16 protein-coding genes are annotated in these 15,688 nt (G+C 41.1%); 9 read left to right on the top strand and 7 right to left on the bottom strand.

Annotated features, from left to right (window positions below; translation table 11 throughout):
* Positions 1 to 143: 143 nt before the first annotated feature.
* The 4 genes from ACRRSQ_RS07665 to rarD all read left to right on the top strand — a co-directional run bounded on the left by ACRRSQ_RS07665 (position 144) and on the right by rarD (position 3,408).
* Positions 144 to 578, top strand: coding sequence for a biotin/lipoyl-containing protein (locus tag ACRRSQ_RS07665; RefSeq protein WP_440875125.1), 435 nt, complete (start codon positions 144 to 146; stop codon positions 576 to 578).
* 213 nt (positions 579 to 791) lie between these two features.
* The gene (locus tag ACRRSQ_RS07660) at positions 792 to 1,703 is read left to right on the top strand and encodes a DMT family transporter (RefSeq protein ID WP_440875124.1); all 912 of its coding nucleotides are present in this window, start codon (positions 792 to 794) and stop codon (positions 1,701 to 1,703) included.
* Between the two features lie 126 nt (positions 1,704 to 1,829).
* Positions 1,830 to 2,288: a thioesterase family protein gene (locus ACRRSQ_RS07655; RefSeq protein WP_440875123.1), complete on the top strand. Its 459-nt coding sequence runs from the start codon at positions 1,830 to 1,832 to the stop codon at positions 2,286 to 2,288.
* A gap of 193 nt (positions 2,289 to 2,481) precedes the next feature.
* Complete coding sequence (rarD, locus tag ACRRSQ_RS07650; RefSeq protein WP_440875122.1) at positions 2,482 to 3,408, top strand: EamA family transporter RarD; 927 nt, start codon at positions 2,482 to 2,484, stop codon at positions 3,406 to 3,408.
* A gap of 103 nt (positions 3,409 to 3,511) precedes the next feature.
* Here the strand turns inward: rarD and ACRRSQ_RS07645 are convergent, their stop codons facing one another.
* From ACRRSQ_RS07645 to ACRRSQ_RS07615, 7 genes are all read right to left on the bottom strand, one after another.
* Positions 3,512 to 4,765: a diguanylate cyclase gene (locus tag ACRRSQ_RS07645; protein WP_440875121.1), complete on the bottom strand. Its 1,254-nt coding sequence runs from the start codon at positions 4,763 to 4,765 to the stop codon at positions 3,512 to 3,514.
* 86 nt (positions 4,766 to 4,851) lie between these two features.
* The gene (gene uvrD, locus ACRRSQ_RS07640; RefSeq protein ID WP_440875120.1) at positions 4,852 to 7,026 is read right to left on the bottom strand and encodes a DNA helicase II; all 2,175 of its coding nucleotides are present in this window, start codon (positions 7,024 to 7,026) and stop codon (positions 4,852 to 4,854) included.
* Between the two features lie 84 nt (positions 7,027 to 7,110).
* The gene (locus ACRRSQ_RS07635) at positions 7,111 to 7,815 is read right to left on the bottom strand and encodes an HAD-IA family hydrolase (RefSeq protein WP_440875119.1); all 705 of its coding nucleotides are present in this window, start codon (positions 7,813 to 7,815) and stop codon (positions 7,111 to 7,113) included.
* Between the two features lie 12 nt (positions 7,816 to 7,827).
* Positions 7,828 to 8,493: a DUF484 family protein gene (locus tag ACRRSQ_RS07630; protein ID WP_440875118.1), complete on the bottom strand. Its 666-nt coding sequence runs from the start codon at positions 8,491 to 8,493 to the stop codon at positions 7,828 to 7,830.
* A gap of 11 nt (positions 8,494 to 8,504) precedes the next feature.
* Positions 8,505 to 9,335 carry a diaminopimelate epimerase gene (dapF, locus tag ACRRSQ_RS07625; protein WP_440875117.1) on the bottom strand — a complete coding sequence of 277 codons (831 nt, stop codon included), beginning with the start codon at positions 9,333 to 9,335 and terminating at the stop codon, positions 8,505 to 8,507.
* Positions 9,336 to 9,388: 53 nt separating this feature from the next.
* Entirely contained in the window at positions 9,389 to 10,636 is a 1,248-nt protein-coding gene (lysA, locus tag ACRRSQ_RS07620; protein ID WP_440875116.1) for a diaminopimelate decarboxylase, read from the bottom strand.
* Positions 10,636 to 10,809, bottom strand: coding sequence for an LptM family lipoprotein (locus tag ACRRSQ_RS07615; protein WP_440875115.1), 174 nt, complete (start codon positions 10,807 to 10,809; stop codon positions 10,636 to 10,638). Before ACRRSQ_RS07615 ends, lysA begins: the two co-directional genes overlap by 1 nt.
* Before the next feature lie 111 nt (positions 10,810 to 10,920).
* On the opposite strand from ACRRSQ_RS07615, the gene cyaY reads away from it, so the two are divergent.
* From cyaY to ACRRSQ_RS07590, 5 genes are read left to right on the top strand one after another with little or no spacing between them, the layout of a single operon-like run.
* Positions 10,921 to 11,241, top strand: a complete 321-nt coding sequence (gene cyaY / locus ACRRSQ_RS07610) for an iron donor protein CyaY (RefSeq protein ID WP_440875114.1) — start codon at positions 10,921 to 10,923, stop codon at positions 11,239 to 11,241.
* Positions 11,242 to 11,287: 46 nt separating this feature from the next.
* Positions 11,288 to 12,226, top strand: a complete 939-nt coding sequence (gene hemC, locus ACRRSQ_RS07605) for a hydroxymethylbilane synthase (protein WP_440875113.1) — start codon at positions 11,288 to 11,290, stop codon at positions 12,224 to 12,226.
* 5 nt (positions 12,227 to 12,231) lie between these two features.
* The gene (locus ACRRSQ_RS07600; RefSeq protein WP_440875112.1) at positions 12,232 to 12,975 is read left to right on the top strand and encodes a uroporphyrinogen-III synthase; all 744 of its coding nucleotides are present in this window, start codon (positions 12,232 to 12,234) and stop codon (positions 12,973 to 12,975) included.
* A gap of 2 nt (positions 12,976 to 12,977) precedes the next feature.
* On the top strand, positions 12,978 to 14,384 hold the full coding sequence (locus ACRRSQ_RS07595) for a uroporphyrinogen-III C-methyltransferase (protein WP_440875111.1): 1,407 nt from the start codon (positions 12,978 to 12,980) through the stop codon (positions 14,382 to 14,384).
* On the top strand, positions 14,381 to 15,571 hold the full coding sequence (locus ACRRSQ_RS07590; protein ID WP_440875110.1) for a heme biosynthesis HemY N-terminal domain-containing protein: 1,191 nt from the start codon (positions 14,381 to 14,383) through the stop codon (positions 15,569 to 15,571). Before ACRRSQ_RS07595 ends, ACRRSQ_RS07590 begins: the two co-directional genes overlap by 4 nt.
* Positions 15,572 to 15,688 lie beyond the last annotated feature (117 nt).

The raw sequence follows: 15,688 nt of genomic DNA, 5'->3' as shown, positions 1-15,688 counted from the left end.
ACTGTCGTATTTATTACCAATAATAATAATTATGCTCAAAAGCACGTTTGTGACTTTTTAGCTGCACAATAAAAATAATAAAGCGTTTTATATCTGCTAAAGTAACGCGGTATAAGTAAGCGCATAGTACGCAAGGATGAAGTGTGAATATTGATATTCGAGTGCCTGATTTGCCAGAATCAGATGACAAAGTCACTATAGCTAAAATTTATGTAGAGCCTGGGCAACAGGTCGAAATTAACGACCCGCTATTTGATATTGAAAATGGTAAGGTTGTCTTAGAGGTCTCTGCTCCTCAAAATGGTATTATTGAAAAAATTGATATCAGGCCAAAACAGCACGTAAAAGCCAAACAATTAGTTATGCATTACGCGCCGACTCATCCTAGTCATCGCATTGAACAAGCTGACAAAGTGGTTGAGCAAATCGTTAATAAGCAGAACCAATCCTCAACGAGCATTCAAGAGCAATTGTTTCACGTAGACCCAACTGTTCATAAATCATTAAATACCGGCATTATTTATAGTTTGGTTGCGATTATCTTTAGTGTCTTTGTCGGTATTTTATTGTTGGAATAACAGTGTTTTTGCTACACGCTAGGTTTGGTATCTGTTCCAGCTATGCAATTGTCACAAAGTGGAAAAGTAATTGTGATGAATAGATAACTTTACGTTACTGAGTTATTTATCTAGTGGTTATTTTGTCACTGGCTAGCGTAGTGATTGGTTAATGCATCAACAAGTTTGCTAAAATAAGCATTCTTTGTTGTTTCGTTTTGAGTAATCACTGACATGCCCGCTAGCCTTTGTTTATTAATCGCCACTTTCTTATGGGGCAGCTCATTTATTGCATTAAAGTATGCGATAAATTTATATGATCCCGCCGTGGTTATCTTCCTGCGCATGTTAACAACGTTAGTGGTATGCATTTTATTATGGCGCTATGTTAAACGTTTTAACTATCAGCGTGGCGATTGGAAATTTCTCGTTGGCATGTCGCTAGCCGAGCCTTGCCTGTATTTTTTATTTGAAGGTTACGCGCTTGAATACACATCTGCTGGGCAAGCGGGTGTTATTGTCAGTTGCTTACCCCTAATTATTGCTGTTCTCGCCTATTTTTTATTAAATGAACGTTTATCAAAAAGCATTATCATTGGTTTTACCTTGTGTATTAGTGGCAGTGTCGCACTGACCTTAGTTTCTCCAGACACCAGTTCAGCGCCCAATCCGTTACTGGGAAATACCCTTGAGTTTATTGCCATGATTTGTGCTGCGTTTTATACGGTCAGTGTTAAACATCTCTCTCATCGATACTCACCGATGAGTTTAATCGCTTTGCAAGGCATTAGCGGTTCACTATTTTTTGGACCGTTTTTATTTTTTGTACATTTGCCAGAAGAGATGAGCTTAGCAGGCATTGGTAGCATTTTATACTTGGGTATTTTTGTCACCCTTGGCGGTTATGGTTTGTATAACTATGCTATTTCAAAAGTCTCAGTACTAACCGCGGCAGCATTTTCAAATTTAATACCGGTGTTTACCCTATTCTTAGCGGCGCTGTTATTAAATGAATCGCTAACATTGTTGCAGTGGCTAGCGATTGGGGTTGTATTTTCAGGTGTAATGGTTAGCCAAAGACATAAATCTAAAGCACAAGAACAAGAGACTGCTGATGAAGATGCTATTGTGGTTTCTAACTATTAGTGCAGCCGTTTAGCTAGCAGCAGTCAGTGACTCATTGGTTGGACAAATAATTAACACGCTATTTGTCAATGATAAGTGTTCAGTGGTATGGTAATTCCAACTTGTCTGACCAGAAGAGATTGCCTAATGAACAAAAAAGAGATTTATCAGCAGCTAGCAAATTTTTGGAATAACGACATGCCATTTAATCAGCTGGTGGGTTTTAACATTACCCGCTTTGATAATGAGCATTCGGAAGTGCGTTTTCAGTGGCAAGACAAATTAATTGGTAACCCAATGCAGAAAATACTGCATGGTGGTGTAACAGCAGCAGCGTTAGATTTAGTGGGCGGCGTTGTTGCTGCTGGTAATATTATTGCCCATATTGAAGAGCCCTTAACCGCAGAGACCATTCAAACCAGTTTACGTAATTTAAGTACGATAGATTTGCGTACCGACTACCTGCGCCCAGGTCGTGGCGAAGAATTTATTGCCACCGCTAAAATTATTCGCAGTGGTAGTAAAGTGGCGGTGACTCGTATGGAATTGCACAACGAGTTAGGTGTGCATATTGCTTTTGGCACCGGCACTTATATGGTGGGTTAAAGGTAAATGATTTACTAGGCTAATTACCTTAAACATGAGTACTAGACTGTTAGCCATTTCTTGCCAGTACAGGCACTAGTACAGATAGTTGAACAGTTTTTGCTAATTATTATCACCTTTGTTGGCTCCGCTAGCTGATAAGCACAAGCTGCAATGCTATTATCCGCGCCTGTTTTTTTGCTGAGCTAAATTCATGTCTTTGCCATCTTCTGATCATAACGAGCAACGCATAGGCGCTATCAATGCTATTTCTGCTTATGTTATGTGGGGACTTGCACCGTTATACTTTAAATTGTTGGCTGAATTATCGGCGACAGAAATTTTAGTACATCGCGTTGTTTGGTCAACATTATTTCTAGCGCTTATTATTGTATTTAGTGGCAAAGTTAAAGCACTTATTAGCGTATTACAACAACCTGTAGTGCTGATAAAGCTATTGATAACTTCATGCTTTTTAGCGATGAATTGGTTTTTGTTTATATGGGCGGTGAACAACGACCATATTCTTGATGCCAGTTTAGGTTATTTTATTAACCCACTGTTTAGTGTTGCCTTAGGTATGATTTTTTTAGCTGAGCGTTTACGACATTGGCAAAAATTTGCGGTGTTACTGGCAGTGGTTGGCGTTGTTATTCAGGTGGTTATACTGGGCTCGCTTCCTGTTGTGTCGTTAGCGTTAGCTGGCACATTTGGCATCTACGGCTTATTACGCAAAAAGCTGCATATCGACTCGTTTGTCGGCTTATTGATTGAATCAGCAATTATGTTACCAATAGCACTAATTTATTGGTTATTCTTTATTGAGAGCGGTACCAGCAACATGTTTGCTAATACAACATATCTTAATTGCTTATTACTTGCTGCCGGTGTGGTAACAACGGCACCGTTATTATGTTTTACTGCCGCGGCTAAGCGACTTAGTTTAGCGACCGTTGGTTTTTTCCAATACATTGGCCCGAGTATTATGTTTTTGTTGGGTATTTTTTATTTTCAAGAAGCACTTGAACCTGCAAAATTAGTGACCTTTGCTTTTATTTGGTTAGCGCTATTTATTTACAGTGTTGATTCTTTTCGTGATTACCAAAAAAAACGTCGCCAAGCGGCGACGTTAAAAAGTTGAAAGCTAAAAGTTAAAAGCCAAAAGCTATAAGTTGAAAGCTTGCCGCTTATAACTTACAGTTTGCGGCTAAAATCTTACAGCTTTTAACTGATGGCTTGCCGCTTTACTCTTCACCACCCACTATCGCTACTTGGTTGCGACCATTTTCTTTGGCGCTATACAAGGCTACATCTGCTTGGTTAAGTTGCTGAGCTAACGTACCTTCACCATTAAAGTTCACGCCAATACTGATGGTAAATGGTATGTGGTTATCTTCGTACGCTATTTGTGCTACGGCAATTTCACGGCGTAAATCGTCAAGCTTATTGTAAAGTTGGTCTTCATCGATGCCTGGAAATAGCATGGCAAATTCTTCACCACCTAAGCGCGCCATTAAGCTGCCGCGCATATGTTTACGTAAATATAGTGCCATTACTTTTAAGATGTGGTCGCCGGCTTCATGACCATAAGTATCATTAACCTTCTTGAAAAAGTCGATATCAAGTACTGCCAAAGCGTAAGGAACTTGTTTGTCGCGATACTTGGCGATATGTTGCTCGCCTGCTTGAAAAAATGATCGTCTGTTAGGCAAGTCGGTTAAGTAATCGGTATTGGCCGCTTTTTGAATTTGCTCAATATTACTTAGGTTTTCAATATTTTGCGTAATGCGACAGTAAAACTCTTCTGGGCAAAATGGCTTACGTAAAAAGTCATCAGCGCCATTTTTAATAAAGCGAGCAGAGTGAATACCATTGCTTGCACCAGAAATACCGATAATGGCAAGTTGGTCTCGGTTATAGATTTTTCTCACTTCATTGGTTAGCTCAATACCGTCCATGGTCGGCATTTCAAGATCGGTAATGATCAGTTTAATATTTTTCTGCTGTTTCAATAATTCGAGTGCAGATTTGCCGTTGTCAGCGACATAGACCGAAAAATTACGGCGCTTTAATAGCTCAACAATATGGTTTCGTGCAGATGCCGAGTCATCTACGACTAAAATGCCATTTTGGCTATTGGTTAACTGCCAATGTAAAATTCGTTTTAAGTATAAAAACGCTTGGCTGTTTTCTTTGGGAATATAGTCAATTACTGGTTGAGCAAGAATTTTTTGACGAGTAGGTTCGTCCATTTTACCGGTTAATACCACGCCCGGAATACCATGTGAAAGCACACACTGGATTGCTTCACCGTCATCAGCGTCGGGTAAAGAATAGTCGATAGTCGCTGCAAAAAATTGTTGGTCACCTTGTAGAATTTGTTCGACTTCCGCCAAACTTGTTGCCACGGTAACTTCATATTTTAGCGATTCTGCTATTTGTTTGATCACACTTGCTATAGGTTTACTGTCTTCTACCACCAATAAATTTTTTGACATAGTTACTCCGCAGGTTCGTGCTTGCTTATCACTTGTTGTATTTGTTCTCGTTTTTTAATTCTATGTTTTTATTTCTATTTGTTGCATTAAATGACTTCTAAATTGGCATACGATACCACTAACCATTTGCTGCCAACGTCGGCAAAATTTATTTGAATTCGACTCTGTGCGCCACTACCTTCGTAGTTAAGTACAACCCCTTCGCCAAATTTAGCATGTTTTACCCGTTGTCCTAATTTAAAGCCCGAGTTTTCAAATGTTTCCATTGTGAACGTCGCTGAAAATTTGCCGGTTGTTGCTGGCTTTTTCACTTGATTTTGCATACGAATTTCATCAACGTATTCGCTCGGTATTTCACGTAAAAATCGACTGGCTTTATGATATTTTTCTTGACCATACAAACGACGACTCTCCGCGTGACATAAGTATAGCTTATTCATGGCGCGCGTCATGCCGACATAACATAATCGGCGTTCTTCTTCTAAACGAGCGATATCTTCAACCGATTGCTGCGATGGAAACATGCCTTCTTCAAGGCCAGCAATAAAGACTAATGGAAACTCCAATCCTTTGGCTGAATGCATGGTCATTAGCTGTACCGCAGGTTCGTATTCATCAGCTTGAGATTCGCCTGACTCTAATGCCGCATGGGTTAAAAAGGCGGTTAAATCACTCATTTCTTCCACTAACTCAGCGTCAGGTGTGAAGGTTTGACAGGCGGTAACTAGCTCGTTTAAGTTTTCAATACGCGCTTCGGCTCGTTCACCTTTTTCCGCTTGGTACATGGCTTTTAAACCACTAAATTGAATAACATGGTTAACTTGCTGATCTAAATTTAAGTTGCTGGTATCGTCTTCAAGCAATTCAATCAATTCAATAAAAGCGTTAATGGTTTTTGCACTACGACCTTTTAATTCATTGTTGGTTAGCATGTACTTACATGCTTGCCATAACGTGCCACCTTGGCTTCTAGCCGCGTCGCGCACTAAGGCAACGGTTTGATTACCAATTCCACGCGTTGGTGTATTAATAATACGTTCAAAGGCGGCATCATCGTCGCGGTTGTTAATCAAACGCATGTAAGCGAGCGCGTCTTTAATTTCTTGGCGTTCAAAAAAGCGTAAGCCGCCATAAATGCGATACGGTAATTTGGCTTGTAATAACGCTTCTTCAAGTAAACGCGATTGCGCATTGCTACGGTATAAAATGGCAACATCGTCTAGTGAGCCATTGTCTTCTCGCCATTGATTAATTCTGCCAGAAATAAAGCGAGCTTCGTCGATTTCATTAAATGCGGTGTAAATTGAGATTTTTTCACCGGCCTCGCCATCGGTCCAAAGATCTTTACCTAAGCGATTATTATTATTTGAAATAAGTTGGTTTGCAGCTTTTAGGATATTCGCGGTTGAACGGTAGTTTTGCTCAAGTCGAATCGTTTTTGCGTGATCAAAGTCGTTTAAAAAACGCTGAATATTTTCAATTTTTGCGCCGCGCCAACCGTAAATAGATTGGTCGTCGTCACCAACAATCATCACTTTGGAATTTTCATTGCCAAGTAAGGTTAGCCATGCATATTGGATTGCATTGGTATCTTGAAATTCGTCCACCAAAATATGGCGAAAACGGTTTTGATAATGGGCCAGTAAATGGGGATTATTGAGCCATAATTCGTGAGCGCGTAATAAAAGCTCGGCAAAGTCGACTAGCCCTGAACGATCGCAAGCGTCTTGATAGGCTTGATAAATTTTGACAAACATTTGCTCTGTTGGGTCAAAATGGGTTTCGATATGTTGAGGTCTTAGCCCTTCATCTTTTTTACCATTGATGTACCACAGCATTTGTTTGGCTGGCCACTTTTTCTCATCAATATTAAGCGAACGTAAAATGCGCTTAACCAGTCTTAATTGATCGTCAGAGTCGAGTACTTGAAAGCTTTGCGGCAAGTTAGCTTCTTGAAAATGCATGCGCAATAAACGATGTGCTAAGCCGTGAAAGGTACCTACCCACATGCCGTGGGTATTGCCATTAACGGTTTGCTCAACCCGAGCACGCATTTCAGCAGCGGCTTTATTGGTAAAGGTTACCGCAAGCACACTATGAGCAGAAGCCTGCTCAACTTGCATTAGCCAAGCAATACGTTGCACCAGTACACGGGTTTTACCGCTACCGGCGCCAGCAAGTACCAACATATTTTGCAAAGGGGCAGCAACAACATCGCGTTGCTTCTCGTTTAAACCATCAATTAATTCGGAAACATCCATTGGGTAATCTAATTCTATATAAAAAGGTAAATATCAGCAGCTAACGTTAACCATAGCACTTTGCAGACGAAGTAGGCGATTAGTTTATAGCAGGCAACGTAATTCTGTTATGTCGTTAATTTCAATATTTGGCAGTAAAGCGAGTGACTTGCCTATACCGTGATGTGGTAACCATGCGGTTTGATAGCCAGCAAGTACTGCGCCTTGCACATCGGCTTTACCGCAATCGCCAACATGTAAAATATGCTCGGGCGCAAGCTGAAGTTGGCGTGCGGCTAGTTCAAACATATGTGCATCAGGTTTTTGTTTTAAGCCATCACCAGCATGGAAAATAACGGAAAAATAATCGGCGATGCCAATGGCTTTGGTATCAACATTGCCATTGCTAATGGCTGCTAAGGGAAATTTTTCAGCCAAATCCGCTAATAATTGGTGGCTAGCAGCAGGCACGGTAAAGTCGCTTCGTACTTCGACAAAATACGCTAACGCTTTGTTAGCTAGCGCTAATGCCTCTTCGGGTTTGTAGCCTAAGTGTTGTAACCCTAAATAGTAACTTTGCTGGCGCGCAGCGGCGACGTCATGTTTGAGTTCAGGGTTGTTAATAATGGCTTGATTGCGAAATGTAAACCAAAAGCTAAAGTCGTAATTTTGCTTACCGCCTAATTCACGGTTAAAAAACTGCACCATTTTTTCATAGGCGGCCAACATGATAGGGTGATTGGCATAAAGGGTATCGTCTAGATCAAAGCTTAATGCTTTGATCTGCGATAATCGGCGATAACACTGCATTTAATTGGGCTCTTAATTTAAATGCTGAAGTAAAAGTTTCGAGACCAACTTTTTAAATTGGCCTAACAGTAATGTATCCATGCGCGGGTCAAAATGTTCGGCATCGTCACTGCTGATCGCCAAGAAACCAATGGTTTCGTCATAGTGGGATAATTTCACTAATACCACAGAACCTGTGATGGTTTGCGAGAAAATCAGTTGTTGTTCGCTGTGTTGCAAACGGCCAAAGTAATAGTCTTCATTGGCTAAGCGATTTTGCATTACACCAGCGCAATCTCCTTGGCTTAAACTGGCATGTTCAAAATCTTTTTTATCAACCAACCATACTTTTAAATCGGCAAGCGATAAAAGTTCGGTGGTGGTTTTGAACAGACATTCCAGTAGTTCATCGGCACTTTTACAATCAAGCAAGCGTAAATAAATGTCGCTGTATAAACCAAACAGTTGTTCATTGTGATTAGCGATGGCAAGCAGCTGGGTGATCTCTTCTTCTAAACCATGAATTTTTTGACGTAATTGTTGCTGCTGTTTTTCAACTAATGACACCACGCCACGTTGTTGATCGCTGATGCGCAATGACGCAACTAGTTCAGGGTTACGATTAAAAAATTCAGGGTTGTCTTGTAAATAAGTGACAATTAATTCGTCGCTTAATGGCAGTTCATCGATAGAATTCAAGTTGCTTTCGCTCATATATTTATTTGTCCGTCAAATACGTGTTCAGCTGGGCCTGACATTTTTACCGGGTGGCCTGGACCTTTCCAATAAATGCGTAGTTGGCCGCCCGGTAGTTCCACCGTCACTTGCTTGGCCAATTTTTTCTGCATTTGTCCAATGGCAACCGCAGCACAAGCGCCACTGCCACAGGCTAAGGTTTCCGCAGCGCCTCGCTCGTATACGCGTAGTTTAATAAAGTTGGGTGCGACCACTTCCATAAAACCGACATTAGCATCTTTGGGGAAGCGTTCGTGTACCGATAATGCATGGCCTAAACGTTCAACTGGCGCTTCTTCAACTGAATCAACCGTTAAAACACAGTGCGGATTACCCATAGAAACGGCGCCGCATAATACGGTTTCATCTTCGCTACGTAAGATGTAGGTACCTTCAGTTTTTTGTGCCTTAAAAGGAATTTTTGCTGGGTCAAACTGCGGTACAGGCATAGTGACTGAAATATTACCGTCGCGCTCCACGTATAAGGTCATTTTACCTGAAGCGGTTGATACCTTAATTTTATTTTTATTGGTTAAGCCTTTTAAGCGAACAAAGCGGGCAAAACAGCGAGCGCCATTGCCGCATTGGCTTACTTCGCTGCCGTCGGCGTTATAGATACGGTAATGAAAATCAAGATCAGGATCGTAAGGCGGCTCAACCACTAATAATTGGTCGAAGCCAACACCAAAGTTGCGATCAGCGAGCTTTTTAATTTGCTCATTTGATAAATAAACATTTTGGGTAACATTGTCGAGAACAAAAAAGTCGTTCCCTAAACCATGCATTTTTGAAAAATTAACCAGCATTTTTTCTTATCTTTTCCTCAGGGTCAGTGACCTTGATATTATTTATACAGCAGTTACGGTATTAATTGCTCACCTTGCCATAATTGCTCAATGGTTTCACGTGCTCTAATAAGGTGGCTTGTATCGCCATCAACCATGACTTCCGCTACGCGTGGGCGAGAATTATAGTTTGAACTCATGGTAAAGCCGTAAGCACCAGCAGAACGCACTGCTAATAAGTCGCCAGGGACAATAGCTAATTCACGTTGCTTACCTAAAAAGTCGCCAGTTTCACAAATTGGGCCGACAATATCGTAGCTTTTAGTGTCAGTATCGCTTCGCTCGGTCACCGGAATAATGGCTTGCCATGCTTGATATAATGACGGACGAATTAAGTCGTTCATGGCGGCATCAACAATGGCAAAATGACGATCTTCGTTGGTTTTTAAAAACTCAACTTCGGTGACTAAAATACCCGCATTGGCCATAATCGCACGGCCCGGCTCGTAAATAAGCTTAATGTCGCGATCGCCTAAACGGTCGGCAATGGCTTTAGCATAATCATTTGGATGCGGAGGCGTTTCGTCTTGATAACATACGCCTAAACCGCCGCCAACATCGATATGTGATAATTCAATATCAACCGATTTTAATTCATCAACCAACATTAATACGCGATCAAGTGCATCTAAAAATGGCGCAACTTCGGTCAGCTGAGAGCCGATATGACAATCAACCCCTTTAATGGCTAAGTTTTCTAAGCTTTTGGCATATAAATAAACGTCTTTGGCGCCGTCAATGCTAATGCCAAACTTGTTTTCTTTTAAACCGGTTGAAATATACGGGTGTGTGCCAGCATCAACGTCTGGATTAACACGTAATGAAATCGGTGCAACTTTGCCCATGCGCTTGGCAACTTTCTGAATGCGATCTAATTCAGACGGTGATTCAACATTAAAGCAATAAATGTCATGATTTAAGGCAAACTCAATTTCGTCTTCTTTTTTACCAACACCTGAAAAAACCGTTTTCTTCGGATCGCCACCGGCTTGAATAACGCGAGCAAGCTCGCCCTGAGAAACGATGTCGAAACCTGAACCCAAACGGGCCATTACATTTAATACCGCAATATTGCTATTGGCCTTCACTGCGTAACACACTAAATGAGGGCGATCGCCGGCTGCATTATCAAAGGCATGCCAATGACGTTCAATGGTTGCGCGAGAATAAATATATAATGGCGTTTGATAATTTTTGGCAAGTTCACTCACTGAGTTGTCTTCAGCAAATAAGGTTCCGTTTTTGCGATTAAAAAAATCCACTAGTGCTTTTCCTGTTGGTCTTGAATTTGTTCTTGGTTATTTTGGCCAACTTTTTTGGCCTGTTCACTTGGCTCAGTTTCAGGAGTTTGATATAAATCCTTCTTCACGCCACAACCTGCTAAGGTAGTTAAAACGATAAAACAGGTGAAAATAATTGAAATTTGTTTAGTCATTTTGATTTATTCGATTTTTTTCCCATGATAGACGTTTTATAATCTGATGCATATAACAATTACAAGTGATATATAGCTAAATTCTTGTGATTGACCCAATAAGGATAATAAATGAACGATAGTCAGTACAATTTACTCGCCGATGAGCTGTTATTAGCGGTAGAAGAGGCGATTGAAGATTGCGGAACCGATATCGATTATGAAGGTGTTAGCGGCCTATTAACGCTAACCTTTAAAAACGGCACAAAAATTATTTTAAACAAACAAGCACCACTGCATGAAATTTGGGTGGCAACTAAATTTAATGGTCACCATTTTAGCTATCAAGAACCACAGTGGATTGATAAGCGCGGTGGCGACGAGTTTTGGGCATTTTTATCTGCAGCAGTCAGCAAACAAGCTGACACTGAGATCAGCTTAGCGGCAGAATAACTTCACTGTATTTAGCAGTGACATACATAATAATTAGGAAACTTTAATGGCAACACAAACGGTACGTATCGCAACGCGAAAAAGTGCATTGGCACTTTGGCAAGCAGAATATGTGAAAGCACAACTTGAGCATTTTCACCCGGGGATTAATGTTGAGTTAGTACCAATGACCACTAAGGGCGATATTATTCTTGATACGCCATTAGCGAAAGTGGGTGGCAAAGGCTTGTTTGTTAAAGAACTTGAAGTGGCGATGTTAGAAAATCGTGCTGATATTGCTGTGCATTCAATGAAAGATGTGCCGGTAGAGTTTCCAGAAGGTCTAGGTTTGCAAGTCATTTGCCCACGTGAAGATCCGCGCGATGCTTTTGTTTCAAACACCATTAAAAGTTTTGAACAGTTACCACAAGGTGCTGTGGTAGGTACCTCAAGTTTACGTCGTCAATGTCAAATTAAAGAGTTGCGTCCAGACTTAGATATTCGTGACTTGCGCGGTAACGTAAATACCCGTTTAAGAAAATTAGATGAAGGTGAATACGACGCAATTATTTTAGCAGCGGCCGGTTTAATTCGCTTAGAAATGCCAGAGCGCATTGCCCAATATATTGACGCGGGCACTATGTTACCGGCTAATGGTCAAGGTGCTGTCGGTATTGAATGTCGCACTGATGACGAAGTATTACATGCGTTATTAGCGCCACTTGAATGTAAAACAACACGTGTTCGTGTGTTTGCAGAGCGTGCCATGAACCGCGCGTTAGAAGGCGGTTGTCAGGTACCTATTGGTAGTTATGCTGAAATTGAAGCTGACGGGCAGGTTTTCCTTAAAGGTTTAGTTGGTTCGGTTGACGGTAGCACCATTTTACGCGCAGAAACTCGTGGTAGTGCTGAAAACGCTGAAGCCTTAGGTCAAGCACTGGCACAAGAGTTATTGTCGCAAGGTGCTGATGCAATTTTAAAAGAGGTTTATGCCAGTTCAACGTAACTACTATGGCCACTAATAAACTGAATGTTTTAATTACACGTCCTGAAAAATCAGGGCGCGGTTTAGTATTAAAATGCCAAGCTTTGGAGATAGCAGCTTGGCATCAACCGCTTTTTTCTTATCAAGAAAACATATCATCATCTTCATTAATTACACGCGTTGAGCACACCCAAAACCCCATTGTTATTTTTGTTAGTGTGGCAGCGGTAGAATTTGCCGAGCAACTATTTACCATTAAACAATGGCAAGCGAGCAGCGTTATTGCCGTGGGTAGCGCAACACAAAAAGCGTTAAAAGCCTTGTCGATAGATGCCATATGCCCGACGCTACATACCAGTGAAGGTTTATTAGCACTACCTGTGCTAGATAACGTCAATAACCAAGATGTGATTATTGTCCGTGGTGATGGCGGTCGTGAACTTATCGCTGAGCGATTAACCGAGCGTGGCGCCAATGTGCAGTATTTGGAAGTGTATCAACGCATTTGGCTGACATTTGCCCCAGATCTTGGACAAACTTGGCAACAAAAAAAAATCAATACAATCGTTATCACCAGTAACGCTTTGCTCGAAAGCATAGTAAACTTAATTGAGCTGCGTGATAACTATTGGCAAAACACCTGCTTATGGATAGTTGCCAGTGAACGCATAGCAGAAAAAGCCAGAGCGTTAGGATTAAAACACGTGATCAATGCGCACGGCGCTAATGACGAAGCCATTATGGCCGTTATCAGACAACATGGAATTTAATAATGAGCGACAAAAAGCCTTCAGACAAAGTCACAGAATCAGCCAAGGTTGAAGACCAGCAACCTGAAACGAAAGGGCTATCTGCTTCTATTAACTTAACGGCAACTGATACGCATGCCGATAAAACCAATGAAAAGGTTACCGAAAAATCCGCTAGCGACGCTAACTCATCATCGGCAAAAAAAACGTCAACCGCATCTGATACAGATAAATCATCATCAGCAAAATCAAAAAATTCCCCTGACAATTCTGCTGAACAATCGCCAAAAACTGCGTCGCCTAAACCTAGAACAAAAGAAACCATGTCAAAAACAACACCAACGGCACACGCTGCCAATAAAACCGTAGAAAAAACGGCTAAACAATCGTTATCTAAAACCGCGGTGGTTGCATTACTGATCGCCTTACTCGCGTTGGCGGCAGTGGCAGGGTTGTTTTATTGGAACCAACAACAGCAACAAGCTTTTCAAGCGACACTGTTAAATGAAAGTCAGCAAATTAATCAGGCCAGTCAACAGCAACTAGAGCGATTATTATCAAGCCAGCAACAGCAAATGACAGCGCAACTTGCTGAGCAAAAAGAACAAGTATTAGCGCAAAGTAGCCAACGCATTGCGCAATTAGAAAATAGCTTAGCGCGATTAAGCCAAAATGAACCAACCGATTGGTTGATGCACGAAGCTGAATATTTAGTGCGCATCGCTGGTAGAACCTTATGGTTAGAACACGATACCCGCGCAGCGATCAACTTATTGCAAGATGCTGATAATCGTTTAAGTGAACTCAACAACCCTGATTTATTACCGGTTAGAAAATTGATTCATCAAGATATTGAGCAACTGAAGTTGATTCCAACATTAGATGTTGAAGAAGTCGTATTAAGTTTAAATGCGATGGTGAGTCAGGTAGACAGTTTAGTTTTATCTTTGAAAGATCAAGGGATTGATGGTTGGAAAAAGCAAGAGCTTGAGCTTTCTGATGACATAAGTGATTGGCGTGAGAATCTATCGAAATCGGTAGATAAATTTTTGTCTACTTTTGCAGTACGAGTGAATCAGAATGTAGAGCAGGTAGAGCCACTTTTAACACCTCAGCGTCATCAGAATCTGCGTGAAAATATCAAATTAAAACTGCAACTGGCGCAATGGGCTGCGGTTGATGAAAAAAGTGATTTATATCTAAGTGCGCTAAAAGATGTTCAGCAGTGGCTTAACGACTACTTTGACATGAACGAAGCTATTAATCAGCGTTTTAATGAAAGCGTGGTTGCGTTGGAAGATAAAAATATTTCTTTTAACTATTCAGGTAACTTAACCTCATTAAAGGCCTTAAGAGATGTGAGCCGTAATGCTAAAAGTCCAAGCTTTTCATCGGAGCCATTAAGCGGCGAAGAAGAGGGCGCACTATGAAGATTATAGTAGCCGTATGCCTGTTTTTGATTTTTATATCATTAAGTCCTCTTATTATTCAAGATACTGGTTATATTCGAATTGTTATCTGGGGAAGTGCTGTTGAAACAACGGTTTGGGCAGCTGTTGTTTTCTTAGTGTTAGCCTTCATTGCCTTATTATTTTCATTGAAAGTATTGCGTGGCAGTTTACGTTTAGGCTTTGGTACTTGGCATAAAATCACCTTTGCCGGTCGTCGTAGAGCGCTTCGAAATTTCAATAAAGGCATTGCCAGTTATGTGTTAGAAGACTATCAGCAAGCAGAGCATTTGTTGGCAAAAAGTGCCGAATTATCTCCTTGTGAAAATACCGCTTATTTGTTGGCAGCCGCCAGTGCCGAAAAGCAAAACCTGTCATCGAATATTCAGCATTATCTCAATTTAATTGTTGATGATAAGCATGCGGTGAAAGAGTTAGGTTTAGACAGTATCTTGGTGCGTATTAAGTTATTAATGGCGCAAAAAAAATACCCTGGTGCTCGTGCGCTAATTGATGAATACCATAAACACATTGGTCATGATGCAAGATTATTAGCCTTAGAAATCGAGCTTTGTTTGATTGAAGCGCGCTACCCGTCAGCGATTGAATATTTAAATAGCGCGCGTAAAAAGAAAGAATTTAGCGAAGCGCAAATAATTGCTTGGGAAGATACCGCCTTTTATCAGCACTTTGCCGCCACGATCCGCGAAAAGGACCAAACGGCGCTAGCTGCCGAATGGCAAGGTTTGCCGCGCAAAGTCAAACAACGCGAAGCGGTGTTATTTGCTTATTGCCAAGTATTGGCCGAGCAAAATATGCTTGAGCCACTGAACAATATTTTACTCGCTCCGATGAAAAAAGACGCCAGTGAGCAATTTTTACATCGCGTGCGCAGTTTGCCGCTAAGTAAGCCGGTCAGTCTTATCAGTGCCGTGCAAAAACACTTACAGCAAAATAGTCAAAGTGCAAAATGGTTGAGCATGCTTGGTCATTTAGCGGTAGCTGGTCAAGAATGGTTGATGGCTGAAAAAGCATTCAGTACCTTGAGTAACCTTGAAGGTGAACAGTACGACCAAGCTGACTTAATTGCGTTTGCGAAAGCGCTTAATGCACAGGGTAACTTGCAAGCTGCGAATAAATTATATGCAAAAATTATTGGTAACATCTAATACGAGTTACGGTAAGATAGTCGATTAACAACTAGAGCGTGTCGTCTTTTTAGTATAAATTTCGTTTGCATAAAACACGCTCTAATAATAATAAAGTCGCAGGGAACGTTTCATCTT

The sequence above is a fragment of the Thalassotalea sp. PLHSN55 genome (genome assembly GCF_052030545.1).
Taxonomy (GTDB): Bacteria; Pseudomonadota; Gammaproteobacteria; order Enterobacterales; family Alteromonadaceae; genus CANMXU01.
This window is presented reverse-complemented; position numbering and strand designations above follow the sequence as displayed.